Here is a 26,073-nt window from a genome sequence, read left to right as displayed (position 1 = left end):
CTGATCCTCTTTGGTTCTTTTCTCTCAACTTTATCAGATCAGTTTACTTCTTGCAACATAACCTGGCCGAGCGCGACAACGATTCCTGCCAGGTCACTGCCCTGTCCGGAGGGAAAGGTGGCAGGCCAGCGCTCGGCAAACACGCCCTTACGGATGGATGTCTCCCCTGGATTGATACCAGCAGCTTTGACCTGGACCAAGGCTTGCCCCGGACCCGGTGTAGGTCGCTCAACATCGACGACCTGTAACACATCGCCCCCCCATACTGCTCAAATCTGACTGCTTTGGGCATACGCTCTCTCCTTTGCTCCTCTTATCTGATTGTTTCTCATACTCTCGTCCATTTCCCGTCTCATCTTCGTGATGTGAGACTCTCGGCAAAGACCTCCGCTGCTTCTGTTCGGATCGCCTCTCCAATTTTCTCAGTCACTTGTTCTGGAGACTCAATTGGCATCATTTGCTGGCGATCGGTGTTCATCTGAACACTGGCAGCATGCTTCATGAAATCCGTGGCCGTAATGCCTGGATAGACGAGTCCGACACGGATGTTCTCAGGGGCCAGTTCAAGACGAGCCGTCAAGGTAAGCGTATTCAACGCAGCTTTGGTTGAGGCATAGGGGCCAACGTGTGGAATGACCGTCTTGGTCGTCCCAGAACTGATGTTGACAATCACGCCACCTCCCTGCTTTCGCATCAGCGGAATCACCGCTTGCATCGCGCTCAGCACTCCCACAACATTGAGCTGAAAAAGCGCTCGGTACTGTTCAATATCGGCGTGCTCCACGGGAACATGCAGGCCCTGGCCTACATTATTGACGAGGACATCAATGCGTCCATAAGAGCGAGAGACGTGCCTGACCATGGCCTGAACTGCTGTCTCATCCCGCATATCTGCTGGCACAGCTAATGCGTCTGGCAGTGCATTCGCAAGCTGCTGAAGCTTTTCCTCTGAGCGAGCCACCAGAGCAACTCTGGCCCCCAGCTTCGCGAACAACCGCGCGGTCGCAAGGCCAATGCCTTCCGATGCTCCTGTGAGAAGCACAATTTTCCCTGCTATATCCATCGTCGCCTTCTTTCTTTAGACCTGTTCCGCGTATGCCTGTGACAGCTTTGTCTGGGAGCGGATAAACTTCCCCATGTTTTCTAGTGATTGTTGTCCTTCGGGTACCACCGCGGCGTAGTGCTGGAAGACGTGCCACATGTCATTCCACACAGTCAGTTCGACCGCGACACACGCCGCTCTGGCGCGTTCCGCGAAGAGGAGTGCGTCATCCAGAAGGACTTCGTCATTGCCAACCTCAATCATCAGGGGCGGAAAGCCATGCAGATCCGCGTAGATGGGTGACAGGAGCGGATTGCTCTTCTCTTCGGTGCCAGCATAGAAATTCGCTAAGAAATTGATGGTCTTTCCTGAAAAGATAGGGTCAACTTCATCACGGGTTGTCCGGCTGGCAACCGTGCCGGGCAGGTCAGTCCACGGAGAAAGCAGGACTGCCCCGGCTGGCATGGGAAGGCGCTGGTTGCGCAGAACCTGCAACAGGGCCAGACTCAAGCCACCACCCGCAGAATCACCGGCTAGTACGATATGCTCGGGTCGCGTGCCGGGGGCCAGGAGCCAACGATAGGCGGTCAGGACATCATCGAAGGAAATCTCCTCTTTCTTCATCTCAGATGAGTGGATAATCACTCACTGGGAATTACTATAATCGAAAAAGATATCCCTTGTAAGAAGGAACCAAAAAGTGATAGAGTTACCATATGGAAAGCAAGCAACCAACATCACCTGATATTTTCCGGGCAGACTGCCTGTCGCGGCAGGTGCTCCACCTGATCGCTGACGAGTGGACGCCTCTGGTCATTTATGCGTTGGAAGAGCACACCATGCGTTTTGGGCAATTGCTCAAGCGGATCGATGGCATCTCAACCAAAATGCTGACCCAGATCTTGCGGGCGCTGGAACGCAATGGCTTGGTCCAGCGCGTGGTCTATCCGGTTGTGCCTCCCGTCGTCGAGTATTCTCTGACGCCACTGGGACAGACCCTGAGAGAACCCATGCAAGCACTCAAGGTCTGGGCCTACGGGCATTTGCAGGAGGTCGCGCAAGCGCGTGCGACGTATGATTGCCTTGATCATACGCCGATTCAGGAAGCAACCGCCTCCCTTGTTCAACAACGCTCGCTCTAACGCCTTGCTCTGCTTGGGGTTGCCGATGTGCCTGACAGGGCACGTTTCGAGAGAAGCGTCACCCACGGATTTACCGAAATTTCGCCCATGGAATGGCTAATGCCCAGATTAGGGGCTTACTGTCTGCTTGCTCTGCATAAAGAGCCCATGACCAAGAGGATTCTTCTGCTCAAGAGATCAAGCAAGCGACCAATAAGCCCCCGAAGTGGGCATCAGCCACAAAATTCCCAAATTGACAGGTCTCTCCCTCCCTGCACCTTCGAACACCATGCGTTCAACCAGATGATCGGTTTTCTCTCCACCCATTATTGAGATGATACTTTCCGATAACATAAAAAACTCATGAAGATCTTTAACCGATCAAGCAAACAGTCAGTATTTTTCATCAAAAGAGCGGGAGATCCACACTCATATGACGAGGTGTCCACCACCGCCACTTTGTTTTCAAATCTCTTCATTACAAGCCTCCTGAAGAAAAGAGAGAGAGGTGCTCCAGTCACGAGTCAGGTGCACCATTATCCTCTCGGCATTGCGTACGAGCATTACGCACCATTCAGAAGGAGCGCAGCGGGCACGACCATCACGAGAATGCCAGAGAGGATCAGGGCTAGGCCCACTCCCTGAGCAATGCGCTCCCATCGAGGAAACATTTTTTCGGCGAAGATCACAACGGTAAGCCCTGCCATCGCTACGACATTCATGATGCCCAGGGGGAAGAGGAGGACAAAGAGCAGCCAGTTCGATCCCAGGCAAAAGATGCCGTGCTCAAGGCCCATCCGAAAGGCACCCATGTAGCCGTCATGCCACCTGCCATGGATGAAATTCAGAGGCGTGCAACATTTTGCCAGGCAGACCCGTTTGAGGGGTGTAAGCTGGTAGAGCCCGGCCAGCATCAGGATGCCGCCACCAATCCGGGCCGCGTTCATCATGATCCAGGGGATCTGCCCGGCCAACCCCGAGGCGGCGAGCGCGCCGAGATACGCGAACACGCCGAAGAGCGCCCAGACCAGCAGGTACGCACCCACGAAGATCCAGGGAGACACAGAGGCCCGCCAGCCGGTGTGCCTCTCACGCTGGACTCGTGCGAAAGCCAGATTCATCGTGGCTGTCGCGGGAAACATCATCGCGATCATCATCACGACCCAGATCGCCAGGAACAACGCGGCTCCCATCCCCATAGTCCCTCCCATCCCCAACCCGATGCCCATACTCTTCATCATGCCAGACTGCCAGATCAGCATGGCCCATGAAGCAGAGGCTAGGATCAGCAGCAGCGCCAGAAAAAGACGATATTCTCGTTGCAAACTCATTTGTGCTTCCGCTTTCTCAAATGCCGGGACAGGCACGCCTGTCCCCGGCATGGTTTTACTCCTTGTCGTACTCGTCGTGGCGGCGCCACCAGGGGCCTGCTTCGTTGCGACCGCGTGGTGCGCGGTCGAGCCACTGCTGCATGCTCCAGAGCCCGTCCAACCCGCGCGCGTAGGTCGAGTAGGTATGGTAGACGACGCCGTCCTCAAGCGCAAACGCGCTCATGCCAGGGGTCTGTCGCGCATACGTTGCCCAGTCCGTGCCGGTACCCGCCGCGAACTTCGCCCCGGCTTCAGCCGCCGCCTCGTTTGCGGCGATGTCGTTGGTGCGTGAGCTGACGTTGCCCTGGCGATAGTTGTATTCGATGGCTCCCGACTGCTGCTCCTCCGTAAAGGAGACGTTGAAGTCGTAGTTGAAGTCGCCGTCGAACGAAGACGCCCAGAGGAAGCTCCAGCCCATCCGCTGCTTGTACGCCTGCAGTTTCGCGAGCGGAGCCAGCGACACCGCGCAGAGCGTGACGTCGTGATTGGCAAGGTGGACGACCGAGCCGTCGAAGCCGTCGGCGATCGACGAGCAGGTCTGACACCCTGCCGTGTACTCGGGTCCGAACATGAAGTGATAGATGAGCAACTGCGAGCGCCCCTGAAGAGATCTGCGAGGGACGCTGTACCCTTGTCTGTCTCGAAGCGGTACTGCTTGTCGATGCGAACCCAGGGCAGTTCAAGCCTTCGCCGCGCCAGTTCGTCGCTGCGCCGCGTCAGCGCCTTCTCTTCCTCCAGCAGCTCCAGCCGGGCCGCAAGCCACTCTTCACGTGTTCCAGTCTGATGATCGGTCATTGTTTCTCTCCTTTACTCAATCCATTCATGGCTCAATCTTTCCATGAAGACACAACACAGTTCTCTATCTTTTCTGATCATCCGGTTGTTCGATCCGAGCTTGTGAGGGCTGCCCGATGAATGCGCTCGTAGCCTCGTCCGACGGCCTTGCAATTTGCTCATGATTGGTGCCTGTTATCAAAATTGTTTTGCTTGTGATATTCATAAGATTTTTACTCCCTCTTTCCTATCCATCTTGAATGCGGGATGACTCATGATTCTCTCCATTTGGACAGGCGCAAGCTATGGACTCCCAGACTCCTTGTCCTTATGTGTATTCGCTCTGGCATTGGTTTCTTGCTCCTGCGCGGAGGATGTGCCTGGTTCCTCAAGCAGATAGTTCCGCAGGGCAGCCAGGCGCTGATCCCATTGGGCTTCAATAGCCCCAATCCAGGTCGTGACGGCCTGCAATCCCTCTGGCCGTGGCATATACCGCCGCTCCCGACCCGTCTCGCGGGCCGTCACGAGACCGGCCTGCTCTAAGGTCACCAGGTGCTTGATGATTGCTTGACGCGTGATGGGCAAACGGGTAGCGAAGCCCGCTGCTGTCCCTGAGCCTTCTTCACATAATTGTTGAAGCAAGAGACGACGCGTGGGATCAGCGAGCGCCAGAAAGACTCGCTGCGCATGTTCATCAGTCATCACCTGTTTCTCCTCTCCAGCTTCGACGGGGTGCTTTTCCGCATCACCTACAACAAGCAAGCACCCTCAGACCAGGACTACACGACTTCCTGGCTCTGGAGGTAGGCATGCAACCCGTTCAGGCACTCTTGCCAGCCATCAAAGTTGGCGCGATAGGCTTCCTCTGCCGGAATAGGCTGAGGCAGGGAAGCAAACCCCGACTCAACCAGCGTCAAGAGGGTCCCTTCGGCGTGTTCTTCCAGAGTAATTTCCACCAACGTACTGGGCTCGGTGGCAAATGTGACATTGGGAAGGCTAACAGCATAGGAAGGCCAGCGAAAGGCAAAACGCTGCTCTGGCTCAATGACCTCGATCACGCCAGGATAGGGGCATAGTTTATTTTCCCAGGTAAATTGGATGGCACCACCTACGCGAAAATCCATGTCACTCACCACCCCAAACCAACGGGCAAGCTGTTCTGGTTTCGTGACAGCCTCCCAGACGCGTTGGCGCTGGGCAGGCAAGACCATGGTTCGTTCGATACGATCAGCAAGAGTCATTGGGTCTCCTCTCTAGTGAAACAAGATGCTCTTGTGTGTTACTCAATAGGCAATCTGAGAGTTGCCTATTGAGAGTATACCAGAAAAAACCACAATAAGCAACCCAGAAGTTGCTTATTTAGGAGATGTCAGGAACAAGAGCAAGATTCGAGAAGTGGTGAGCGTGGGTCTTTGGAAGCGGTTCTCTTCTGTCATGATCTCGTCTCTGAGAGGAATTGAGAGGGGGATAAACGGAGAAACCCTACTCTGCGGCTTCTGTTCTCATGAAAGAAGAGCACTTATGGACGATGGAGATGCCTAAGTGCAGCCGAGTGCACCGTTTCGGGGGGTTATGCAAAAAAAACCAATGTGCACACTCAAAAGGAGGTATAGTACTGCGATGTTTTACCAGCTTCTCTTCGCTCATTCAACTCTCCCCTCGCTTTTAGTATCTTTAAAACGTTTAAACACATTCAAGGCAATGTGCCGCGAACCTAAAAAGCGTGGCTCTTTTGCCAAGAGAGCCACGCTGATGCACTTAGAAAAACTACTGGTCGCCTTTGGTTGATGGTGTGATTGCCATCATGGCCAGCCCCTGGAGCTTATTGTGAATATAGGTAATTCCTCCAGTGTTCCCGCCACTTACCGGATCGGGTTGACCAACGTATGCGGCAGTCGCATTGGTCACCATATCGTCGATGAGGTTTAGGGCGTGCTGTTGCTGAAGTTCGGTGTTGCTCATCTTTACCAGTTGCACCGCATCATTGCCAATGGTCGTCATGAGCAATGACACCCTGGCGAGTGCCTTGTCAATCTGCATCGCCAAGTCGTCCTGCGCCTTGGTGTGTCCAGGCGCGTTGTTGAGTCCTTGGAGATGAGTGGCAATATGCGAGAGGTACCCAGGCAGCACCTGTGTTGGCGAGACCTCCAGTGGCAGTGCTGCAAAATTTGTGATAACCTGGCACGCCGCACGATTCCAGGCCAGCACATCCCATCTCCGGCCCATAATATAGGCTGGGCTACTTCTCTGGTGCTCAAGCAACTTCTGCAAGAAAGGACTGACCTGTTCCTGCTGAGGTGCAGGATGCTGAAGTGGTACTTGACCTGCCAGAAGAAACAGATGTGCTTTCTCCTCCGCAGAAAGCCGTAAGGTTTGTGCCAGACTATCGAGGACCTGGACGGAGACGTTGATCTCTCTCCCCTGTTCCAGCCAGGTATACCAGGTGACCCCGACACCGGCAAGTTGTGCTACTTCTTCTCGTCTCAATCCCACCGTCTTGCGGCGTACCGTGCGTGGCAATCCCACGTCTGTTGGTGACAGCCTGGCCCTGCGTGTGCGTAAGAAGGTTGCCAGTTCTCCACGTTGCTCGTTGTTCTTTGTCATCTTGCGCTCCCTTCCCTGGTGGTAGCAATACCAGTATCAGTACGCTCTGGTAGCGCCTCAGGACCTGTGGCATGCTACTACCAGCCCTTGAACCATTCTCCGTCTCTACATTTTCGCTTGAACAAGTCAATCAAGCCGTCCAACATGCCCACGACCACGGAGGCGCCTTCCAACTCACGGCGCTCAAACCATCCAGCCTTTAAAAGGAATCTTCGGAATTTGTTGTGTTCAAACTGTCCTGATCGATTCTTGATCACATATTCGTGTAAAGCCGCTCGAAAAACCAATGTATCCAGGGTTGTGATCGAGGATCGACCAGGGCGAGCAGGCCAAAAGAACACTAAATTCGCGCAAAGCCTTTAAAAATCTTTTACTCCACTAATGGTAACTATAACTTGTTCACACGCTTTTTGGGATCATGTCTTTTCCCATGAGGACTGGGTCAGTGGCAAATCACACTCTTGTTTCTCTCCGACAAACTGCTAGACAGCACTACCATGACGAGCCCGCCCAACACTAGATTCAGGAAGCGCTTCGTTCAGCCACAGCTCGCATGTACGTTTGAGGACCTAGCTCTTCTGGTCTCATCACCCATTCTCCTCCACGACAGACACCTCTGACACGTACCGGATCCAGCGTATGTGCATTTGCTCCACGGGGCGATCAAAAAAACTTGTTTGCGCGTCCAGACGAAAGAGTTGGGCGAAGTCCTCTGGCTCAAAGGCAACGCGCAGACGCTCCGCATAGGAATTCAGGAGCACCTGTTGATAATAGTCACTATCATAGGCTGGGGAACGCCCAAACGCAGAAGAGGGAGGGGCCACTCGCATTGTTTCCCCTCTGTCTTCTTCAGCGTCTTCCAGAGGAGAAATGTCGTCAATGTCGTCGGGCAACCACACAGGAGTCCCATTGGAGGCACGGTAAAAGCGAACATGCTCACCACTCTTCCACTGCCTTCTCCCCGCGAGCAGTAACGCTTCGTATTGCGCTTCTTTCTGCCTTGCACGACCAGCAAGATACGTCTGCGCGTCTTTCGAGAGCCGAAAACGCGTGGCGACATCGGAGGTCGGAAGTGAGCGTGTCCGCAGCGCCCGAAGCGTTTCCTGATACCCTTGCTCCACGCCAACCAGGTCACCCTGCATCACACAGCGCAATGCCTGGCGCAAAAACCGCTCCCCATAGGGTTCCGATCGGCTCGACCGCATGGCCGCCCCTCGCACGATCACCTCTCCCGAATACGTCAAGAGCGCATAATTCTTGATCGCGTGAGAGAGCATCGCGCCATAGCGCGCTTCGTATTCCAGCTTCACTCCGTCGGGCAACGTTGCGCCCACCTCGCTGACGAGTGCTCGTTCTTGCTCTTCACCCCATTCACTGGGAACCGCAAAGTAGACCCCATCGGTATCCGCTTCAATTGGCACCATTCCTCGCTCTCGTAGGGACGCAAGAAGACTGTCGAGCAGTGCCCTGCCTCGCCTGGTCACCTCGTTTGCCGCCTCCAAATCCGCAAAGAGCGCCATCGACGTCGCTCCCAGATAGCCATACGCCGCGTTAATCACCGTCTTCATGGCCGCCTGTGTGCCATCATGTTGATTGCCTTCCATAGAGCCAGCAGGTGCTTCCCGAGCTGCTCTTTTATGGAAGAGACGCAACTCCGTCAACCGATCCATGAAATGCAGAAACACGCCCAGGCGATCACACTTCGGCGCAATCCGAAAAGCCCGAATCAGCGAGGGATAAAGCGAGGCGACGTCGGCTTTCACCACATGCTCAGCGACCCCCTCTGCCAAAAGGTACGAGGCTCCCCCTTGATGTTGCCCATAGCGTTCTTCCTGGCCAGTTGTATAGCAGGGAAGCGCTGCGCCTGCTCGCACATATGCCCGGACTATCATCGGCTCAAGAATCCCCATGGCTGGACCGGCTGAAGCTACGCGCTCATAGCGACGAGGGGCCATCCCGGCGAGGGCAAAGGCAGCTCCCATCAAGCGACGCGAAATCGCGTCAACCTCACACACATCGTCGAATGCATATGTGCGTACCAGATCTGGGTCACGCTGATAGGTCTCATAGATCTTGCTCCCTTCGATATAGACACGTTCTGGAGCGGCCATGCCGAAATGGCGAGCGACCTCCTTCAGGCGATAGGATGGCAACGAGCGCGCAACAAAATCATATCGACGAACCGCATCTAAGGTATCAATCAATTCTCGTCCCGCAACACTGAAGCGCTTGCGTTTCCTACGATAAGCTCCCGCTTCCTCAAACGATTCCAACTGCAATGGGGCACCAGATCGCCCGAGCAACAACGGCACACGGAGAGCCTTGGCGCGAGCCTCAAGAAACGGGAGATCAAAGCCAAAGAGATTATGGTTCTCAATGACATCGGGATCCAAACGACGAATCACTGCACACAGCTCGGTGACGAGGGCCGGTTCTTCTTTAGGGGTAGGCGCTTCTACAATACATTCGTGCCCATGATTGTCTCGAATCGCGACGAGAAAGATGCGACCACGCGAAGGATCAAGCGAGGTGGTTTCTACATCAAATTGCAGGCGATGCAGATCATCATAGGCCAGGCCTCGAAAGAAGGCACGCCCCGTTTGCATCAGATATTGTTCCACGGGGCCAACACGGTAATAGTCTTCCCACAAGGAACCAAGTGAGGTCACCTGGCGGCCCAGGCGTCGTGAGGCTCCCGCAAGAAGCATCCGCTCTAACAGATGCCCATCGCGAGCTGAAAGCAGGTACCGATATGATCCATCTGAACCCTCCAACAAGCGAGAGCTGATCGGCGATTGATCCCTGTCCCAGGGAAGCGTCGCCGGAGGGTGCGCGTGCAGCGGAGGGAGATCCTCCAACGTTCTGGCAAAGAGCCAGGGGCGAAAGGACGCGTTGCTACAGCTGACCACTCCCCCTTGCCGTTGCCAGACAAGCGCGTTCCCTGCCCGTGTCGCCCAGACAGAGACAATGCCTGGTGTCGGATCCCAGCCGAAAAGCATCTCATCATGAAGCTGGGCAGGGACATCCCCATCGGGATCGGCAGTCACGTGTTCTTCCTTTCTCATCAAAGCAACACCTCTGAATACCCCGTTTTTCAATGCTCGCATGTTGCCTAGTGGGCAGATACCTGTATGATACTGCCAAAAGCGGTGAAGCCTCGTCCTGATTAAGAGGAAGAGGTGAACATCGTGGAAAAACACGGGAGCGCATGCGAGAAGAAGGTGGCCGTGATCGGAACGTCGAGGATCAGCTACTCCTTCCTAAAGCCCTTCTAAAACGTAAGCCCCTCTGAAACGTCCTTTCTCCCCCCATTGCTCTTGAAATCCGTATGGTATACTAGTGAGAAATATACACATTTCTCGTTCAGAGCGACACATCAAAACACAGGCCTTCAAAAATATGCACCTTCTCATCAAACATCACTGGGACACCACACACAAGACGTGGTCGCCCACACAGTTCACCACCCACGTTGCCAGGCATGGCCGCACACTTTGCCGCAATGGGAAACCGGATGCAGATTCACAAGGGAACATCTCCTCGCGTGGCTGGCGTCTCTCCCTTCATGGCAAACCGCAACACATCTCCTGCAAGTCCTGTCTCCACCATCTGGAGAAGACAGCCATTGAAACGACGCTTATCGAACAGGCCAGCGAAGAGAAGACGCGCTGCTCTGTGAGACACCCCTCGCTTCTGCCGCACCTGCTCACGCAGATCACCCATGCTCGCTTGCTCCACCAGGCACACTTCTACCTTGCCTGGGCCTGTGCATCAGAGCTTGAGGAAGACGAAATTGCCATCTATCAACAGCACCAGCTCTTCCTTCCCCATCAATGTCTCCGACTCCTGCTGCTCCTCTATACGGCAAGCGAGTCCTCCCATAGTGCTGGTGAAACAACAGCGCTGCCAGCACCATCACCTGCACCCGGCTGGGCAAGGAAAGCACCACCGACTCGCTCACTCGCATAGGCGCTTCTCCAAAGCGCGATCGCGCTCTCACCACATTCTTCTCTTCACAGAGACACGCACGCCAGATGTTGGCCTCTGAAAGAGCATCGCCAGTTCTTCTTGAAAGGCATCATCAAAGAGTTCGTGGCGGTGATGACGGAGAAAGACAAATAATCTCGCCCGTTTGATGCGTTGGATGATGGTTTGCTCCACGCACGATGGTTCAACTGGAGGGTGCCAGGGTAAGGGGCGCATGGTATGTTCCTTTGCTCTTCTTCATAGAAAACAAACAGTTCTTGAGTAGTTGAAGCTCAAGAACTGAAAGACACATTTTTGGAGGTTGGTGTTGAGAGGAACACCAACGGCGTTCTGGATCGACTCTCGTGGAGAACGCACCCCCGGTTCAGGCAGCTCCAGTCCTGATCGGATCGTAACGTGCCCTCGCCGATGAGCCATTGCGCACCCATGGCGAATGCATGCCTGCTCCATCGCAGAAGTGCTCAGCCCAGGATAGCTGGACCCAGCACTTCTTCGCACCACTGGCGGAAGCTCGTGGGAATGCTGGACTCGGGGGTGCGCGGCTCGGCGGTGGTGAGTCCCTGATCGTAGGCAGCACACATGTCGAGGTAACCCTGGGTCATAGCCTCGGACCACCCGCTCTGGAGCAGCCTGGCCTTCAGGGCTGAGCCTGCCATCTGTTGGAAACGCACTGGTTTACCGAGCACCTCGGACATGATCTGCGCCATGTCGTTGAAGGAGAGGTCCTCAGGACCGAGCACGGGGCGACTTTCGACTCCGCTCCAGGAGTGATCGAGCAGCAGCTTGGCGGCAACGGTGGCGATGTCGCGGGTGGCGCAGGTTGGCTGCTTGAGGTCCCCAGACATGGGGGCCGCAAACACGCCCTGGTTCTTGATCGACTCGACCTGACGGAGCAGGTTATCCATGAACGTGGGCATGGTCAGCGCCCGGTAACTGACCCCGTGCTGGCGATCAGGTCGTCCATGGCCAGCGATGCCGTGACATTGCCAGCTTTCCCGGATACTGCTGCCCCACGACCGAAGGCCGAGACGCCAACCACCCGCTTGACCCCCTGGCTCTTGAAAGCGTCGCACGCAGGCCTGCTGAAGTCCACGTAGGCGGTCTCGACGCTCTCAGCGTGGGGGTCCGGGGTACAAGCCAGAACACGCTGTCTGCTCCTGTGAATGCCCTGGTAACAACATCGAGGTCACCATGCGATCCTTGCACGACTTCGACGCGCTCGTGCTCGCGCGGGGACAGACGGGAGGGATCGCGCACGATCACACGGATCGGCTCGTCGCTATTGAGCAGGTTGTGAAGTACTTGATGGCCGATCAGGCCAGTGGGAGTTGTAATGACAATCATGAAAACCACCTCCAGGAGAGAGATTGTGTAATGACTCTTGCCTGCATTTCGATAGTCCTTCCTCCATCTTTGTGTACTCTCGCTACGGCGGACACGCCCTCACGGGACAGGTACCCTTGCATCTGATGGCTGCCACATCTCTCGAGTGAACAGAAGGATGTCGGACAGGCAACATTGTTATCTAAGCAACACTTTCGTGTATACTACACAGGAGGAATAGTAAGCTGTCTCTGAATTGAAAGCAATCAGCAAATAGGCTGGATCGTTGTTTAGACAACACCAGAGGGCAACTGTTGCATTTCAGAGGAAATGCCCTACGAAGTGAGCAGATCCGGCCCTCAAACGTGAGAAATTGCCCTCAATCTTGAGCATTGCCATGAACGTATCTGGGGAAACCGCTCTCCACCTGACTTCTTTTACCGGATTTTTGTAAATTGGAGGGAGAAAAAGAAAGGCTTGCGTAAGTTCTCGGAAAGCGGGTAGCACTGTAGGGTTGACGAGTAGTATTGCGATTCACCTGTGGTTTGTGAGGTGGTTTGAAAATGCTGTTTCTTGTATCGCTCTCACAAAATGTAGCACACTGTTTGATGGTTTGCGCGGATAAAGCATCCCATATGGAATCGTGTACTCCCAATCGACAGGAAGAGTGACCAGAGAAGGGTGGACATCTTTCCATCCGTCTAACGTCAGCAGAACGGCACAGCCTGCTTCACAGCGGTTGAACACATCAATATCATACTGATGGAGTCCGTCCGTAATCTGGATTTCCTGGTGTTCCGTTCCTAAATATCCCCGTATTGCGTCAATGAGCGGGCTGGTGCCTGATTGTATCATGACTAACCGCTCTCCATAGAGATCGGTCACAGAAAGCCTTTCCTTCCTGGCTAATGAATGTTCCCTTGAGACTGCGACACAAAAGCGATACTCCCCCAACTTGAGAGCCTGAAAAGAGTCAGACTCATTCGCTCTCTCATATGCCCCGACCATGACATCAAAATCCTTCCCAATCGTTCGATAGGCCGTGGGCCAGGATTCAACAACATCATCAAAGGGAACCATCTTCATTTTGAACTGGGGATAGGCATCACTGATGGTGTTCCATACATCGACCAGGACGGTACATGGGTTCAGCAGTGACGTTCCAATCCGTATACAGTACGGATTTGTCTTGGCGGCTTGCTGTGCTCGTGCAATGGCTTTTTCTGAATATTGCAGCAGAAACTTTGCATCATGATAAAAGGATCTTCCAGCATCGGTGGCTCGTATACCATGATGTGTTCGGATTAAAAGTTGCACACCAATCTGCGCTTCTAAGACATTCATTTGTTTCATGAGCGCCGTTGAGGAGAGATATAATTTCTCGGCAGCCTTTGAAAAGCTCCCTGCATCTATGACTTCTATGAACGTATGTAATACGTCATTTCCCATACGATCTCCCTTCGTATAAACCACAGGTTCATACCATGATAACCAGGGTAACTTTTTTCTTCTTCCCTGTCAAGCGCGCGGCTACTATACTTACCCTTGCAAGTAGCAATCCACCACCAGAGATGGAGGATGCCATCGAACCACAAGCATCAACGTAGGATACAACAGGAGTTCTATGGCACGTCGTGTGGAATTTTGAATGTTGGGATTTACAGATTCCCCAACCCTACGTCTCATGGGGGAATTTCCCAAATTGCTATCAGAGAAAGGGATGAGATACATGAGTTCAATACGTGCGATAGTCGTTGATCCTGATGTTGCAGGACGGTTTGCCATCAAAGAGGTCGAAGCGCCCCAGCCTGGCCCGTCGGAAGCGCTTGTTCAGGTTGAGGCCTTTTCTTTGAATCGAGGAGATGCGATCATCCTGGTCGAAGCGGGCAGGCGACCCGGTTGGGATCTGGCCGGAACCGTCATCAAGCAAGCTGCCAATGGGACAGGGCCGAAGGTCGGGAGCCGGGTGGTAGGCCTGGTTAATGCAGGCGCATGGGCTGAGCAGGTGGCGGTTCCGACGAACAGGCTGGCCGAACTTCCCGCCAGCGTGACGTTTGCTCAGGCGGCCACCTTACCTACGGCTGGACTCACCGCGCTGCGGGCGCTTGAGAAAGGAGGGCTGCTCCTGCACAAGCGCGTGTTGATTACCGGTTCCACAGGTGGGGTGGGACTCTTCGCGCATCAGCTCGCAAGGCTCAGCGGTGCCTCTGTCGTCGGCACGGCTCGAAATGCTCGCCTCGAGGCGGTAGTACGAGAGGCGGGAGCCGATGAGGTGATCGTGGGGGACGATCTTGAGCCAGCGCGTGCCTATGGCCCTTACCACTTGATTATCGAGTCGCTCGGTGGAAAAGCACTGAAGAGCGCACTCTCTCTGCTGGCACCAGGGGCAACCTGCGTCACGCTGGGCTGGTCGGCATCTCCAGAAGTCACCATTGATGTCAGAAATTTCATGGTTGCTGGAGGAGTTACCCTCTACAAGCTGGTGATGTTTGCAGAATTCGATCGTCGTGCTGCATCTCGTGACCTGGCCTGGCTCGCACAACTGGTAGCCGAGCAGCAATTGCGGACGCCCATTGAGGTGGAGGCTTCCTGGCACGACATTGGTGAGGTCGCGCAACGCTTGCTGCAAAGACAATTCACTGGCAAAGCTGTTCTGCATCTGGCGTAGAGAGTACTGAAGCTGCCGGAATCTTGCATGTGTCTCAATGCTGAGAGTATCTCTTCCTCTGGAACATGCTCGAAGACGAGAGGTCCAGGTGAGGTGCTGTTGGCGCATGGCCAAGTGTTTGCTTCTACACGCTGCGCCGTCAAGCCATTTCCCTTTGAGCTTGGAAAATCAATGCGCCAACAGTAATTCATGCGCCAGAAGCGCACCACTGCGCATGAAAAAGTGTTACACTGTACCCGAGAGAGGGCCATGTCAGAGATCGGATTGATACTCGCGCTACGAGCCGGACCAACAGTATGATTGAGGATGCCGCACAAGCACCACTGTCTGTCGCTCGCCGACCTCGGCGAAGCACGTATGGAAGAATTTGATCACGCTTGGCATCCCATCGCCCTCTCTCTAGATCTCATCCGATGGCGCCGACGCATCACCGGCCTCTTTCTTTTACCCTTTTTTCCCTCGTTTCGTTTCTTTCAGCACGTCACATCAGCGCACACTTTTTCATGGAAGCATCTCTCCTGAGCCTCTCTCCAAATTACAAGATAGCAGTGAAAGAAGCCAGATAAAGAGCGGTTTTCCAGGAAACGTGTGTACCGGTGCTCAAGATTGAGGGCAATTTCTCACATTTGGGGGCCAGATTTGCTCACTTGGTACGGCATTTACCAAGAAATTCATATGGAAGACGAGTCTGCTGCTCAGCAGATAGATGCCATAATCACAAAGTGTGATAATTGGCGGGGTAAGATGTTGTCACGACTGCGTGCTTTGATCAAGCAAGCTGACCCTGCCTTAGTTGAAGAAGTGAAGTGGAAAAAGCCCTCAAGGCCCGAGGGAGTCCCTGTGTGGTCTCATGATGGAATACTCTGCTTTTGCGATACCCTCAAGAACGCCGTAAGGTTGACATTCCCCAAGGGTGCTCAGATGAAAGATTCGCAAAAGCTCTTTAACACGCGCCTAGATAGCAAGACGGTTCGTGCTATCGACTTTCACGAAAGTGATACCATCAATGAAGCCGCGTTAAAAGCACTCATTCTGGAAGCTGTGGGGCTGAATAAGTCGAAAGCAAATGAGCCCTCATTCTATGAAAGCCATCATCTATGATGACTTTTTAGATTGTTTATCGAGCACCCACTGCACCGACGGGCTTATTGGCTTGTCCGTGCGGTGAATGCAGCCCATCCAACAACAAGGCCGGCGCATGCCCTCTTTGAGTTGCGTGCGCACCCTTTCAACGTGCTGCCTTCTGGTTTCTGGTTTCTTCACGGAGATCGCCCAGCATATCCATTCATTGCGCGCAAGAGGCGTAAGATCCTCCCATGCCGCTAGCGCCTCCGCGTCAGAAGCGAGGGTTTGTCGTAAGTCCTCTGGCAATTCGTGGACAACACCACCGGAGATTTCATTGTTGGTCATAGTCATACGTCTATACTACTACAAAATAGCCCTCTCTCGCAAGTATTGCAGGAGCTAACGGCGTCTTCAATTTGCCTGTCTTCTCCCGTGCCGAATTAACAAAAATGGTGTGCACATGTTCGCTTGTAGAGCGGCTTTCTCAGGCGATGAATGGTCGATTCCCATGTTTCGCGCTGATTTCCTAACATTCACCTGAAAAACCGTCGAACATTCGCGCTATTTACCACTTTCTACAAAATCTTGCGATCAACGCAAAACGATCTCTCAATGCAGAATCTGCTTTATACATTTTGAAGCAAATATACCTCAAGCGGAGGGAATATGCGAGTTTTTTGCCGCATTTCTTGGTTCTCGGACCCGTTTGGTGGAGGACGCTTGCTCTCATGCTCACTAGTGAGCCCTGGTGCTCTTCTCGAAAAGAGATCAGGGCTATGGCATGGTATAGAGTGATGCGGCCGAGAGGAATGGGGTCCCGACATAAAAACCCTTCTCAATTCCGGTAAGAGCGCCCCTGCCCCTAGCGGAATCTAGAGGGGAAAATATGTAGAGACCCCAGAGAGTTGCTCTAAAAGGTCACTCAATCGAGAGCCAGACCTCGATGATCGACATCGGATCATCGGGGACCTGCCCACCCTGGGCCACGAGCTTCCTCATCTCCTCCTGCATCTCCGCGCAAAGCTGCCTGATCAGCGTCACCTGCTCCGCTCGCGTCGTGGCAAAGGGCATGTTCATACGCTGCCAGTGCAGCGTTTCTCCAGCAACGCGCTGTTTCACGTCCTGCAACAAGTAAGCATTGCCAAATATGAAACGATCTCCCATGATGAGATCTCCGCGCAGAACATATTTAATACTGATAGATGTCATCATCCAGAAAGCGCTTACATCGCGTGACGCGAGCCGGAGACGCTCTTGGGTGGATTCTGAGACTGGTAGCGCGCTGGGGAGGCCAACTTTATCGAGCAGCAGGCGGCACTCTTGTTGCGGGATGTGCGCGTCTTTTTGCGGAATCAGCACCCAGTCAACCGTAATGGCCGTCTCGCGATAGACAACGTGATTGAAACATCCTCCCGTTGGCGGAAAGCCTGGGGCCTCACAAAGGACCAGCGGTTGACCAAACTGCTTATAGAGAGCAAGTCGCTCGGCGCTGGTGACGGTTCCTACCTGCTGTGGACTACAGGCGCATAGCTGTTCCGCGTAAGCGTCGGCGACCACGACGCGCAGGTCAAAATCGCTCAGCTCATCCCCTTCGTTTCGCCCGATGCTGCCAGTGAGCCAGGCTGCGACGAAACGCTCATCGTTGCGTAAAAAGGCAAGAATCTGCGCCAAGTGTTCATCTCTGTTGCGGGCATAGTCTCTACGCGAATATGACGACATAATCGTTCCTTTCCTATCTTGTGTGAATCCGTTTGTCATGCTCCCGCTTCCAGCACGGTGTCGCGCCTGCGGCGCTCTCATGGTTTCTACAATGTGAGAAATCATATGCCAAGCATGGGTTGCACACACACTTTTATGGGAGAGAGGGAAAAGGACAAGATGCCAGAGATATGCACAAAAAAGCATCCACATGCTGTTTTGCAACGGGAGGCAACTTCAGAGGATTGCGGGACAGAGAGAAGTGAGCGATGCCGATCCTTGCGATGAAGCTGCTAATGTGATGCCATTCTATCATTGAGACACAAAAAGAAAATCCTGTTGCCCTACAGCAACAGCGTAGCTTTTCTCCTGTTATCTCTGGCACACATTAGCAATGACCCGGCATAGATAGCTCCTTTGTGGAAAATTCTGCACCTACAAAGTATCGAGATATATTTTAACAAATATGGGCTAATAGAGTCAAATTGGATGTTTCTGCCACATTTGAGCCTCCCTCGTTTAATTGGGGTCACGGCATAAAAAACTCTAGATTCCGCTAAGGGTAGGGTCGCTCTTACCGGAATTGAGAAGGGCTTTTATGTCGGGACCCCGAATGGCTGGGAAAAAGAGAATTGAGCTTGACCCGTTTTAGAAGAGTCGAGAAAGGTGGAGAGCGCCTGAGCGTTTGAAGGGTGAGCGAGGAACTGATCCAGGCGAAGCGGGCAATTTCAGCTTCCGTGGATGATTCCGCCAAAGAGCCAGACGTCGATAGACACTGCGGCTCGATCCCGTGTAGCCTTGGGTCTTCAACTCCTCCCACAGGAGAGTGCCGTTGCGCTCGCCTGCCTCCCATCGCTCCCGCAGATACCGTGTTGACCAGTCGAGCGAGCTACGCTGTGGTTTGCGAGGTCCCGCATAGGCACCATGTTCTTGTGCGAGCCAACGCTGGATCGTCCGTTGCCCAACGCCCAGCCGTTTGGCAATGATTCCTGTGGGAAAACCTGCCCTTTAGAGGGTAAGCACCTGCTGATAGCGTGCTTCACCAGCAGGCTGGCGGGGCCAATGATCCCGAGAAGAAACGGGGACGATAGGCTCTGGTGGCAACTCGGCTTCGTCCACTGCTTCAGTCACTTGTTTCCAGCGCTTGGAAACGACTTTATCCAGATATTCCGTCAGATTTTTGGCGAGGTGCCAGCGATCAGCTACGTGCTTGGCGTGAGGAAGGGCCTCGGTAATAGCGGCTGCAAATTTCTTACTCCGATCTCGCGCAACGATGTTGATAGTGGGGTAGCGCTTGAGCCATTGTGCGACAGTCTTCTGTGAACGATCTGGAAGCAGAGCAATTGGTCGGCTCCGTTCGAGATCCACGACGATAGCTCCCTACCGCTCACGCCGCTTCCAAGCCCACTCATCGATCCCAATGACATGAGGCGTGTTGACAGCCGGGAGAGCGAGAGCATGCAGAAAGCGCAAGACCGCTCGTGCTGTCACCTGGATGCCCAACAGATTGGCGAGGCGCTCTCCTGCGGCTCCACCTTGCTGTTGACCAAGCTGACCAAGAAAGTGGCGGAGTCCGAAGGTGTAGCGACCGTGAGACGAGGTGACTTGAGGGAGTCGCTCGGCGAAGATACGCTGCGGACAGGTCGGCTGATCGCAGTAAAACTTTCGTACGTGCAGATGTAACGGGAAAGTAATCACTGCACCCTGCAATCACAATCTGGCCGCAAGGGACTTCTAAGCTCGCTTCCGCGACATGATCCCAAACGTCGAAATCATCAACCGGTCGAGTAACGAGCAAATCAACACGGACAGGAACGGTCAAATTGCGTGCCGTACCAACACCAACGATCCCTGGATCGACGGCGATCATGTGTGTTGTTAATTGTTCTCCCCAGTCATCAGGCGTGTCCGTTTCCGTCAGCTCATCTTGTAGATAGAACTGGTGATAATCTGCAAATAAGTTGAGAGTGTAGGAGAGAATGGGGTCCATTTCTGTATGCAGTAGTTGTTCAAGTCGTCTGATGGTACATTGGTGTCGCTCTACCTCGCGCTGCCATCCACGAGCCAAGGAGTCCTCGACAAGCTCTTGCTCGATTCGCCGACGACGGCGAAGTCGTGGAGCATATTCAGGGGTGGTCACGAACTTGGCACAGGTCAAATACAGCTCACATTCGCACGGCCCTTCCTGGGGGAGTCTGAGGCAGCGACCCAGCTCTAGCTCTGCCTTGAAGTAGTTTGTTTGAAGCCAAGACAACTCGGTTGGGGTGAACTCTCCAGACCGAAGGGGCTTCGCCGCTGAGCCAGCAATTTTTGCTTGAGGGCCAAGGACTGCTTGGTAATCCTGAAGGACTGTCTGATCGCTAATTTGAGCATAGATTACTGACATCTGCGCGCTGTCGTGACCCAGGATCTTCATAATGGTGTGTAATTTCGCGCCGCGTTCAGCGAGTTGGGTCCCCACGGTGTGCCTGAATCTATGTGCTGACACCAGCGGTTTTCCATTTTCTGTTACGAGGCCAGCGACACTACAAGCCTCTTTGAGAGGCGTATCAAAAAGGTAATTGACAGAGAGCCATTTTCCCTGCCGTACAAAAAGATAACGAGTCATCATCCCTGTTAATTCATCGCGAAAGCTCCAGTCGCCTTGTCGGTCCTGTTGCAAAGCGCGAATAGCCTGAGCGGCCTCTTCATTAAGCGGGATCACACGTTCTTTTTTTGTTTTCCCTGCCGGTATCCGAAGCCGATCAGTACCATCGGGATAACGATCCAGACAATTAACGTCGAGCCTTTGAATCTCCCCTCGCCTCGCACCGCTCCAGCGAGCGATGAGCAGCGCAGTTTTCTGGTAGGGACATTCTAACGCGCGAATAGCGGTCATGAGACGCGCTAACTCATCATCGGGAATGTATCTGGGGATACTTTTGGGCCGTCGTGGGAGGTCTCGACCTTGGAGGAGGGGGTGAAGCGGAACATCTTCCCAACCCCAACAAGCCACATCTTGAAAGAATACCGCAAGACGCCCCAACATTACCAGTTTGCTACCAGCTCCAGGAGGACGCTTTGTTTTGGGATGAACCAGAGTGTCAAATTCTTCAGCAAACTGGAGAACATGATCACGCGTGACTTCAGCAAAGGTCTCAAGTGTGGGATAGGCTTGCTCTATCCACCGAATGAAGCGGTGAAGAGCCAGCGCAAAGCTTTTCACTGTGCTTGGGCGATCGGTGAGACGCCGAGCAGTCAGGTATCGAGCAACGACGGCTTCCATACGAGGCTTGTGGAGTGGAGGATAAACACGCTTGCGAGGAGTTCTACGAGGCAGTTGCTTCGCATGACATTGATGGTACAACACCAGATGCAGTCGGTAAAGCATGCCCAGATACGCTTGGGCTCGCTTCCGGTAATGGTCAAGAGATCCGTAAAACAATGCCACATCTGGCCGCTCTCCAAACTGACGAATGGCTTCTGCGAACTCTGCCAGATCATTCTCGCTGAACTGTTCTACCGGTAGCTGGCCCGTATGGAGGAAAAGACGACCGAGACTCCACTGGCTCGCAAAGCAGATACTTGCCTGACTGTAACCAAGCTTCGTAGCCAAGCTCAATATCGGCGCAAGATTTACCTCGATGCCTGCGACCCGCAGAAAGTCCCACGTTTCCAGGCGTTCTATCGCAATGAGCCATTCCCAATCAAAACGAATGTGTCCATGGAGCACGAGAAAAAAAAGATACTGACAAGCGTGAAAAGAGGCTGGGGTGCTCAAACGACTGCGTGTCTCGCCAGGAAGGCGGCCCGCACGCTCAGCAAGTGGGCGTTAAAACCAGTCCTGTAAAGCAGGACAATGCTGAATAAACTGCCTCAGACGAATGAGTAGGTGTTCACGGTAGGACTCGCCATATCGTTGAAGGAACGCTGCATACTCCTTTTCTCCCGCATGCTGCCAGGAAGGTTCCTGAGGCGAGTAGAAAGCTGCATATCCAATCATTCTCTTGTCTCACTTCCGAGCGCTCGGCGATACTCCTCAACGACAATGGGATCAGCGACACGTGTGTAGATTCGAGTGGACTCTGGCGAGGCGTGTCCCAGACGCTTTTGAAGAGAGAGTTCTCGCATTCCCCCTTCCCACATACGGGTAGCATGGGTATGGCGTAAGGCATGCGGCGTTACCCACGGATCGCGAATGCCTAAGCGCTCACAGTGTCGCTCAAACAGCTTTGCTAGAGTGTGATAACTCAAAGGTTCGTGACGCCGTTTGCCCTGGCCACCAACGAGAAAGACGTATGGGCTGTCGGTATCGCTCGGTCGCTCATGCATCACGTAGTCACTAATGGATTGAAGTGTCTCAGGCTGAAGAAGATCGACGACCCGTTCTGTGCGAGATTTGGTCCTTACTCCTTTCGGATGGTCATCCCGATAGCGGACGATGAGACGTTTTCGGCCATACTGGATGTCCTGGAGCTGAAGATTGAGGACTTCACCTGGTCGCAGCCCTCCATGGAGCATTAACAACAGCATGGCCTTATCTCGTTTGAAACGGAGTGAAGCCAGAAGGCTGGTAATCTGCTCTTCATCCATGGGACGTGGAACTGGCTGCACTGTTTTCACATGGACAGTCCGTCGGAACGGAGAGCACGGGCTGGCAGGTGAAGAGGTCTCGGTGTGGGTGTATGAGGATACACTGAAGGTGGAGCACCAGGCGGCAACGCTCGCGCTGTATTCGGTGCACCTGTCTGCCGATCAAAAGGAGATCACCGAGGTCAAGAGTGCATGCCGTCTGGAGACACACTTTCGCAGTCCCCAAATGGATCTGTGGCAGTTCTCCGACACTGAATGGTTACTTGCTTTGAGGAGGCCAGAGCCAAGTCCGCGCAAGAAAGTGAGCAAGATCACGGCTTTCGCGCAACAACTCCCATTGCCTTTGTTTGGCGCGACTGGATAACAAGAAAAGGAGCAAGGCCCTTTTGAAGGGATCTTGCTCCACAAAATGGGAAATGACGTCCGCGCGTGAGCAGGTTTTGCCCTCCGACCTCGCGCACTTGCCTTCCCATATGAGCGATTTTCACACGCGTTTCCTGGAAAAACCGCTCCCCATCAGGTATACTGTTCCTCAAACGTATCAAGAAAAGGACAAACAATGGGGAAGAGAAATTATCTTATCGAGGGAGTCTCCGGCACGGGCAAAACGTCGGTCTGCACAGAATTACAGCGTCGTGGCTACCAGGCCATTCATGGTGACCGGGAATTGAGGTATCAAGGCGATCTGGAAACGGGTACGCCAACGGATATCTTCACGTCTGATCGCTACAAGTCCCCCCTTTGGGATATAGAGAAAGTACAAGCCTTAATCGCTAACAAGGATGAGGCGGTCACCTTTTTCTGCGGTGGGTCGAGGAATTTTTCCAAATTCCTCGAGTTATTAGATGGCGTGTTTATTCTTGAGGTCGACCTTGACACCTGTCTCCGGCGGATTGATGAGCGAGTGGCACTGGACCCAACTGACTGGGGCGGAAAACCAGAGGAACGGGAAATCATTGCGCGCTTGCATCAAACGAAAGAAGACATACCCAGCAGTGGTATCGTAATAGATGCAACACCGCCGCTTGTCAGCGTCGTGGACGAAATCCTTCGCCATGTCCGAGTTTCGGCTTGATTCCGAAAGACCGAAACGCTTTGTGCTCATATGGGAGGGCAAGTGCGCGAGGTCGGATTCAAGCACTCAAAACCCTAATAAAGAACTGGTGGTAGGGCGCTGGTGGATGAAAAAAGGTAGACAAATCGACAATGATATCGGTGGCAAGCGCAGCGGTGCAGGCGGCATGAAAGACATGGAAGCCCGCATCGTCATTCATGATCAGGGGATACGCTGAAAGGTTTTTTTCGGCAGAACGAGCAGCGTTTCGAGAGGCTCTTAACCCCAGCCGCGATTCGGTGTTCATCATTCACAATGAGCATCTGGCAGTCTCCTACACTAATCCTTTCGCGCAGCTCCTAAACGAGAGCACGCTTCTCCAGAACAGTGTAAGAACTGGCTTTGTGTTTGACAAGCTGGTTCGCCAACTTGCTCTCCCCAACTACATGTAGTGATTTATGAGGAGGTCTCCGCCAATGAACTCCGTCGTCGTGGCCCGCGTTGTGGAGACAAATGGCATATGGACGAGTTCTTCCTCACGATCCACGGTGAGAGACATTACCTATGGCAAGCAGTGGACCAGGACGGCAACGTCCTGAATATCCTGGGACCCCAAGCCCCCCTATCGATCCTTCGCAACGTTGTTGGCAACATGTACACATTGCCTTTTGGGTACGCAGCTCGGGCGACTCGAGCGGTTTCTTGAGGGACTGGTGCTATGGGTTGTGGCTTGAGTGACATCGATGGAGTCCTCCTGGCGTTCCCTGACCGTTTTTTCTTTCCTTTGCTCCCCTCTCTCTTTCAGTATGCTCACTTGCTCCAAGGTTCGCCAGTGGTATCTTCTGAGGCCATAGAGAACCTCATCGGGAGTGGTGCGCTCACAGCGCATGACGTTTCGAAAGTGTGCAAGACCCTCAAAATCGTTGCAGATTTCTCCTTATTTACCACTTGAGTATAAGTCACGCAGAATACACAAAAAGGAAGCAGAGCGAAAAATCAAAGTAAATGATGCTGCTGGCTTGCTCTCTTCACCATTTAAGAGAGTTCCGCGAGGCGGCGTTGAAGAAAAGAGCGTTCGATCTCGTTTTGGCAAAGCTTGAGCGCTTGGATGTATGCTTCAAGGGCTTGCTGGGGTCGGCCAGCTCGCCGTAGTAGATCGGCGCGTGCGGCGTGGAAGGGGTGATAGTTGGAGAGAGCTTTTTGCATTTCTGGCCTGTCAAGTAGTGATAGCCCGTGTAAGGGATTGTCCGCCATCGCCACAGCGACAACGCGGTTGAGTTCGATTACAGGAGATGGGGTCATGCGCATCAGTATGCCGTAGAGAGCCGCAATCTGCATCCAATCGGTCTCCTCGAAACGTTTGGCCTCAACGTGTAAGGCGCTTATAGCGGCCTGTACCTGGTAGGGGCCCGAGCGTCGCATATGCAATGCTTGTTCCAGGAGAGTCTGCCCCTCTTGAATTTTGTCCTGGTTCCACAGAGAGCGATCCTGTTCTTCGAGCAGGACAAGTTCTTGCTCTGGTCCCAGGCGCGCGTTACGCCGGGCGTCGTGTAAAAGCATGAGTGCTAGCAGGCCTAATGCTTCTGGGAGCGTGTCAAGCAGGGATTCTTGTGTTAGGAGCTGGACGAGGACTCGCGCGAGATGTATCGCTTCATCACAGAGTTCAGTGCGTAGCAACATATTGCCGCTGCTGACGCTGTAGCCTTCATTGAAGATGAGGTAAAGGACGGAGAACACCGCGTCCATACGCTCTCCAATGGTCTCAATCGGGGGTACCTGGTAGGGGATACCGGCATCCCTGATTTTGCGTTTGGCACGTACCAGGCGCTGGGCCATAGTTGGGAGCGGAACCAGGAAAGCGCTTGCGATCTCAGCGGTGGAGAGACCACCGAGCGTTTGCAGCGTGAGTGCGACCTGTGCTTCCAGTGCCAGCGCTGGGTGGCAGCAGGTAAATATCAACTTGAGCCGCTCATCGGGGATTGCCTCGGCTTCTCTTGCTCCAGTTCCGTGTTGCCCTTCCTTTTGAAGTAGCTCTTGCAGGATCTCGTGCTTGCGTGCCAACGTACTGGCACGGCGCAAACGATCGATGGCTTTGCGCCGCGCGGTCGTTGTGATCCAGGCACCCGGATTGGGCGGAATACCTTCTATGGGCCAGCGCTCAAGCGCGATGAGCAGGGCATCCTGGAGGGCATCCTCGGCTAGCTCGAAGTCCCGTAGGGTGCTAATTAAGCTGGCAAGGATACGATCTGCCTCCTGGTAAAAGGTATGGGCGACCATCCGGTGTGCTGGCAGCATTTATGCTCTCACTTTACTACTCAAATTCCATGATGGGGCGAATCTCAATAGAGCCATCCGTAGCGGCAGGGACCTTGGCCGCAAACTCAATGGCCTCGTCAAGATCCTTGCAGTTTAGCAGGTAGAACCCACCAAGCTGCTCTTTGGTCTCGGCAAAGGGGCCATCAGTGTGCAGAGTTTTGCCGCCTCGTACCCGTACCGTGGTCGCGGTATTGGTAGGGAGAAGAGCCTCACTGCTGACAAGCACGCCCTGCTGTTCGGCTTCTTTGCCAAAGGCCATATAGGCTTCATATTCTTCGTTCAATTCTTCCTGGCTAAATTTTGTATGGTCGGCCTCATTTTGGTAGATCAAGAGTAGATAACGCATGTTTCCTCCTATGTATTGTTGTTCCTATTATAGTTCGAGGACGATTCGTGTTGTCCTTCAACAGAACAACGAAGGGGAGGCGACGAAATCGACATTTTTAGCAACGGATTGCACTAAATTTCTGCAAACTGAT

24 protein-coding genes and 4 pseudogenes are annotated in these 26,073 nt (G+C 53.7%); 8 read left to right on the top strand and 20 right to left on the bottom strand.

Going from position 1 to position 26,073, the window contains the following annotated elements; translation table 11 throughout:
- Positions 1-65: 65 nt before the first annotated feature.
- The 3 genes and pseudogenes from JMJ16_RS08745 to JMJ16_RS08735 all read right to left on the bottom strand — a co-directional run.
- Positions 66-292: pseudogene (locus JMJ16_RS08745) on the bottom strand (alcohol dehydrogenase catalytic domain-containing protein); the annotation flags it as partial.
- 60 nt (positions 293-352) lie between these two features.
- Positions 353-1,063 (bottom strand): SDR family oxidoreductase, encoded by a 711-nt coding sequence (locus JMJ16_RS08740; RefSeq protein WP_201380364.1) that lies wholly within the window; start codon positions 1,061-1,063, stop codon positions 353-355.
- Positions 1,064-1,078: 15 nt separating this feature from the next.
- Positions 1,079-1,687, bottom strand: coding sequence for an alpha/beta hydrolase fold domain-containing protein (locus JMJ16_RS08735; RefSeq protein ID WP_236601295.1), 609 nt, complete (start codon positions 1,685-1,687; stop codon positions 1,079-1,081).
- Between the two features lie 71 nt (positions 1,688-1,758).
- On the opposite strand from JMJ16_RS08735, the gene JMJ16_RS08730 reads away from it, so the two are divergent.
- A complete protein-coding gene (locus JMJ16_RS08730) occupies positions 1,759-2,184 on the top strand; it encodes a helix-turn-helix domain-containing protein (RefSeq protein ID WP_201380360.1) in 426 nt (141 codons plus the stop codon).
- A 542-nt stretch (positions 2,185-2,726) separates the two neighbouring features.
- Here the strand turns inward: JMJ16_RS08730 and JMJ16_RS08725 are convergent.
- The 5 genes and pseudogenes from JMJ16_RS08725 to JMJ16_RS08705 form a co-directional block, all read right to left on the bottom strand.
- On the bottom strand, positions 2,727-3,545 hold the full coding sequence (locus tag JMJ16_RS08725) for a DUF2182 domain-containing protein (protein WP_236601294.1): 819 nt from the start codon (positions 3,543-3,545) through the stop codon (positions 2,727-2,729).
- Between the two features lie 4 nt (positions 3,546-3,549).
- Positions 3,550-4,328: pseudogene (locus JMJ16_RS08720) on the bottom strand (DUF899 domain-containing protein).
- A gap of 282 nt (positions 4,329-4,610) precedes the next feature.
- Positions 4,611-5,009: a helix-turn-helix transcriptional regulator gene (locus tag JMJ16_RS08715; RefSeq protein ID WP_201380358.1), complete on the bottom strand. Its 399-nt coding sequence runs from the start codon at positions 5,007-5,009 to the stop codon at positions 4,611-4,613.
- Positions 5,010-5,086: 77 nt separating this feature from the next.
- Entirely contained in the window at positions 5,087-5,548 is a 462-nt protein-coding gene (locus JMJ16_RS08710; RefSeq protein ID WP_201380356.1) for an SRPBCC domain-containing protein, read from the bottom strand.
- Between the two features lie 526 nt (positions 5,549-6,074).
- On the bottom strand, positions 6,075-6,911 hold the full coding sequence (locus tag JMJ16_RS08705; protein WP_201380348.1) for a helix-turn-helix domain-containing protein: 837 nt from the start codon (positions 6,909-6,911) through the stop codon (positions 6,075-6,077).
- A gap of 71 nt (positions 6,912-6,982) precedes the next feature.
- Here JMJ16_RS08705 and JMJ16_RS55925 point away from each other — a divergent pair, with 71 nt between their 5' ends.
- A complete protein-coding gene (locus JMJ16_RS55925) occupies positions 6,983-7,114 on the top strand; it encodes a hypothetical protein (protein ID WP_255553173.1) in 132 nt (43 codons plus the stop codon).
- Between the two features lie 384 nt (positions 7,115-7,498).
- On the opposite strand, the gene JMJ16_RS08700 is transcribed toward JMJ16_RS55925, so the two are convergent.
- Positions 7,499-9,976: a 3'-5' exonuclease gene (locus tag JMJ16_RS08700; RefSeq protein WP_201380346.1), complete on the bottom strand. Its 2,478-nt coding sequence runs from the start codon at positions 9,974-9,976 to the stop codon at positions 7,499-7,501.
- Positions 9,977-10,310: 334 nt separating this feature from the next.
- Here JMJ16_RS08700 and JMJ16_RS08695 point away from each other — a divergent pair, with 334 nt between their 5' ends.
- Positions 10,311-10,880 carry a hypothetical protein gene (locus JMJ16_RS08695; protein WP_236601292.1) on the top strand — a complete coding sequence of 190 codons (570 nt, stop codon included), beginning with the start codon at positions 10,311-10,313 and terminating at the stop codon, positions 10,878-10,880.
- Positions 10,881-10,907: 27 nt separating this feature from the next.
- Here the strand turns inward: JMJ16_RS08695 and JMJ16_RS08690 are convergent, their stop codons facing one another.
- The 3 genes and pseudogenes from JMJ16_RS08690 to JMJ16_RS08675 all read right to left on the bottom strand — a co-directional run bounded on the left by JMJ16_RS08690 (position 10,908) and on the right by JMJ16_RS08675 (position 13,670).
- Positions 10,908-11,114, bottom strand: coding sequence for a hypothetical protein (locus JMJ16_RS08690; RefSeq protein ID WP_201380344.1), 207 nt, complete (start codon positions 11,112-11,114; stop codon positions 10,908-10,910).
- Between the two features lie 245 nt (positions 11,115-11,359).
- Positions 11,360-12,242, bottom strand: a pseudogene (locus JMJ16_RS56845) (NAD(P)H-binding protein).
- Between the two features lie 513 nt (positions 12,243-12,755).
- Positions 12,756-13,670: a LysR family transcriptional regulator gene (locus JMJ16_RS08675; protein WP_201380338.1), complete on the bottom strand. Its 915-nt coding sequence runs from the start codon at positions 13,668-13,670 to the stop codon at positions 12,756-12,758.
- A gap of 280 nt (positions 13,671-13,950) precedes the next feature.
- Here JMJ16_RS08675 and JMJ16_RS08670 point away from each other — a divergent pair, with 280 nt between their 5' ends.
- Together JMJ16_RS08670 and JMJ16_RS08665 are read left to right on the top strand one after the other, a co-directional pair.
- Positions 13,951-14,889, top strand: coding sequence for a zinc-binding dehydrogenase (locus JMJ16_RS08670; RefSeq protein WP_201380336.1), 939 nt, complete (start codon positions 13,951-13,953; stop codon positions 14,887-14,889).
- Between the two features lie 675 nt (positions 14,890-15,564).
- A complete protein-coding gene (locus tag JMJ16_RS08665; protein ID WP_201380334.1) occupies positions 15,565-15,990 on the top strand; it encodes a DUF1801 domain-containing protein in 426 nt (141 codons plus the stop codon).
- On the opposite strand, the gene JMJ16_RS08660 is transcribed toward JMJ16_RS08665, so the two are convergent.
- The 6 genes from JMJ16_RS08660 to JMJ16_RS08640 form a co-directional block, all read right to left on the bottom strand.
- The gene (locus tag JMJ16_RS08660; protein ID WP_201380333.1) at positions 15,985-16,299 is read right to left on the bottom strand and encodes a YdeI/OmpD-associated family protein; all 315 of its coding nucleotides are present in this window, start codon (positions 16,297-16,299) and stop codon (positions 15,985-15,987) included. The genes JMJ16_RS08665 and JMJ16_RS08660 overlap by 6 nt on opposite strands.
- 573 nt (positions 16,300-16,872) lie before the next feature.
- Positions 16,873-17,673, bottom strand: a complete 801-nt coding sequence (locus JMJ16_RS08655; protein ID WP_201380331.1) for a hypothetical protein — start codon at positions 17,671-17,673, stop codon at positions 16,873-16,875.
- Between the two features lie 987 nt (positions 17,674-18,660).
- Entirely contained in the window at positions 18,661-19,020 is a 360-nt protein-coding gene (locus JMJ16_RS08650; RefSeq protein ID WP_201380330.1) for a transposase, read from the bottom strand.
- A gap of 40 nt (positions 19,021-19,060) precedes the next feature.
- Positions 19,061-21,412, bottom strand: coding sequence for a tyrosine-type recombinase/integrase (locus JMJ16_RS08645; RefSeq protein ID WP_236601290.1), 2,352 nt, complete (start codon positions 21,410-21,412; stop codon positions 19,061-19,063).
- A gap of 115 nt (positions 21,413-21,527) precedes the next feature.
- A complete protein-coding gene (locus JMJ16_RS56840) occupies positions 21,528-21,647 on the bottom strand; it encodes a lipoprotein (protein WP_374228936.1) in 120 nt (39 codons plus the stop codon).
- Positions 21,631-22,254: a tyrosine-type recombinase/integrase gene (locus tag JMJ16_RS08640; RefSeq protein WP_236601288.1), complete on the bottom strand. Its 624-nt coding sequence runs from the start codon at positions 22,252-22,254 to the stop codon at positions 21,631-21,633. The genes JMJ16_RS56840 and JMJ16_RS08640 overlap by 17 nt, the downstream gene beginning before the upstream one ends.
- Before the next feature lie 58 nt (positions 22,255-22,312).
- Here JMJ16_RS08640 and JMJ16_RS08635 point away from each other — a divergent pair, with 58 nt between their 5' ends.
- From JMJ16_RS08635 to JMJ16_RS08625, 3 genes and pseudogenes are all read left to right on the top strand, one after another.
- Entirely contained in the window at positions 22,313-22,588 is a 276-nt protein-coding gene (locus JMJ16_RS08635; RefSeq protein WP_201380314.1) for a hypothetical protein, read from the top strand.
- Between the two features lie 195 nt (positions 22,589-22,783).
- Positions 22,784-23,299: an AAA family ATPase gene (locus JMJ16_RS08630; RefSeq protein WP_201380312.1), complete on the top strand. Its 516-nt coding sequence runs from the start codon at positions 22,784-22,786 to the stop codon at positions 23,297-23,299.
- A 448-nt stretch (positions 23,300-23,747) separates the two neighbouring features.
- Positions 23,748-23,885, top strand: a pseudogene (locus tag JMJ16_RS08625) (DDE-type integrase/transposase/recombinase); the annotation flags it as partial.
- Positions 23,886-24,313: 428 nt separating this feature from the next.
- Here the strand turns inward: JMJ16_RS08625 and JMJ16_RS08620 are convergent.
- Both JMJ16_RS08620 and JMJ16_RS08615 read right to left on the bottom strand, forming a co-directional pair.
- The gene (locus JMJ16_RS08620; protein WP_201380310.1) at positions 24,314-25,573 is read right to left on the bottom strand and encodes an RNA polymerase sigma factor; all 1,260 of its coding nucleotides are present in this window, start codon (positions 25,571-25,573) and stop codon (positions 24,314-24,316) included.
- A gap of 16 nt (positions 25,574-25,589) precedes the next feature.
- The gene (locus JMJ16_RS08615) at positions 25,590-25,940 is read right to left on the bottom strand and encodes a YciI family protein (protein WP_201380308.1); all 351 of its coding nucleotides are present in this window, start codon (positions 25,938-25,940) and stop codon (positions 25,590-25,592) included.
- Positions 25,941-26,073: the final 133 nt, after the last annotated feature.

Source organism: Ktedonobacter sp. SOSP1-52 (assembly GCF_016587395.1).
Note: the sequence above shows the minus strand (reverse complement) of the source record. Positions and strands in the feature narration are given on the sequence as shown.

Coding starts and splice junctions, on each gene's coding strand:
- JMJ16_RS08730 (WP_201380360.1), top strand. CDS start 1,759: ATGGAAAGCAAGCAACCAACATCACCTGATATTTTCCGGGCAGACTGC.
- JMJ16_RS08710 (WP_201380356.1), bottom strand. CDS start 5,548: ATGACTCTTGCTGATCGTATCGAACGAACCATGGTCTTGCCTGCCCAG.
- JMJ16_RS08660 (WP_201380333.1), bottom strand. CDS start 16,299: ATGACCAACAATGAAATCTCCGGTGGTGTTGTCCACGAATTGCCAGAG.
- JMJ16_RS08695 (WP_236601292.1), top strand. CDS start 10,311: ATGCACCTTCTCATCAAACATCACTGGGACACCACACACAAGACGTGG.
- JMJ16_RS08700 (WP_201380346.1), bottom strand. CDS start 9,976: ATGAGAAAGGAAGAACACGTGACTGCCGATCCCGATGGGGATGTCCCT.
- JMJ16_RS08670 (WP_201380336.1), top strand. CDS start 13,951: ATGAGTTCAATACGTGCGATAGTCGTTGATCCTGATGTTGCAGGACGG.
- JMJ16_RS08705 (WP_201380348.1), bottom strand. CDS start 6,911: ATGACAAAGAACAACGAGCAACGTGGAGAACTGGCAACCTTCTTACGC.
- JMJ16_RS08715 (WP_201380358.1), bottom strand. CDS start 5,009: ATGACTGATGAACATGCGCAGCGAGTCTTTCTGGCGCTCGCTGATCCC.
- JMJ16_RS08690 (WP_201380344.1), bottom strand. CDS start 11,114: ATGCGCCCCTTACCCTGGCACCCTCCAGTTGAACCATCGTGCGTGGAG.
- JMJ16_RS08665 (WP_201380334.1), top strand. CDS start 15,565: ATGGAAGACGAGTCTGCTGCTCAGCAGATAGATGCCATAATCACAAAG.
- JMJ16_RS08655 (WP_201380331.1), bottom strand. CDS start 17,673: ATGTCGTCATATTCGCGTAGAGACTATGCCCGCAACAGAGATGAACAC.
- JMJ16_RS08725 (WP_236601294.1), bottom strand. CDS start 3,545: ATGCCGGGGACAGGCGTGCCTGTCCCGGCATTTGAGAAAGCGGAAGCA.
- JMJ16_RS08740 (WP_201380364.1), bottom strand. CDS start 1,063: ATGGATATAGCAGGGAAAATTGTGCTTCTCACAGGAGCATCGGAAGGC.
- JMJ16_RS08615 (WP_201380308.1), bottom strand. CDS start 25,940: ATGCGTTATCTACTCTTGATCTACCAAAATGAGGCCGACCATACAAAA.
- JMJ16_RS55925 (WP_255553173.1), top strand. CDS start 6,983: ATGCTACTACCAGCCCTTGAACCATTCTCCGTCTCTACATTTTCGCTT.
- JMJ16_RS08620 (WP_201380310.1), bottom strand. CDS start 25,573: ATGCTGCCAGCACACCGGATGGTCGCCCATACCTTTTACCAGGAGGCA.
- JMJ16_RS08630 (WP_201380312.1), top strand. CDS start 22,784: ATGGGGAAGAGAAATTATCTTATCGAGGGAGTCTCCGGCACGGGCAAA.
- JMJ16_RS08675 (WP_201380338.1), bottom strand. CDS start 13,670: ATGGGAAATGACGTATTACATACGTTCATAGAAGTCATAGATGCAGGG.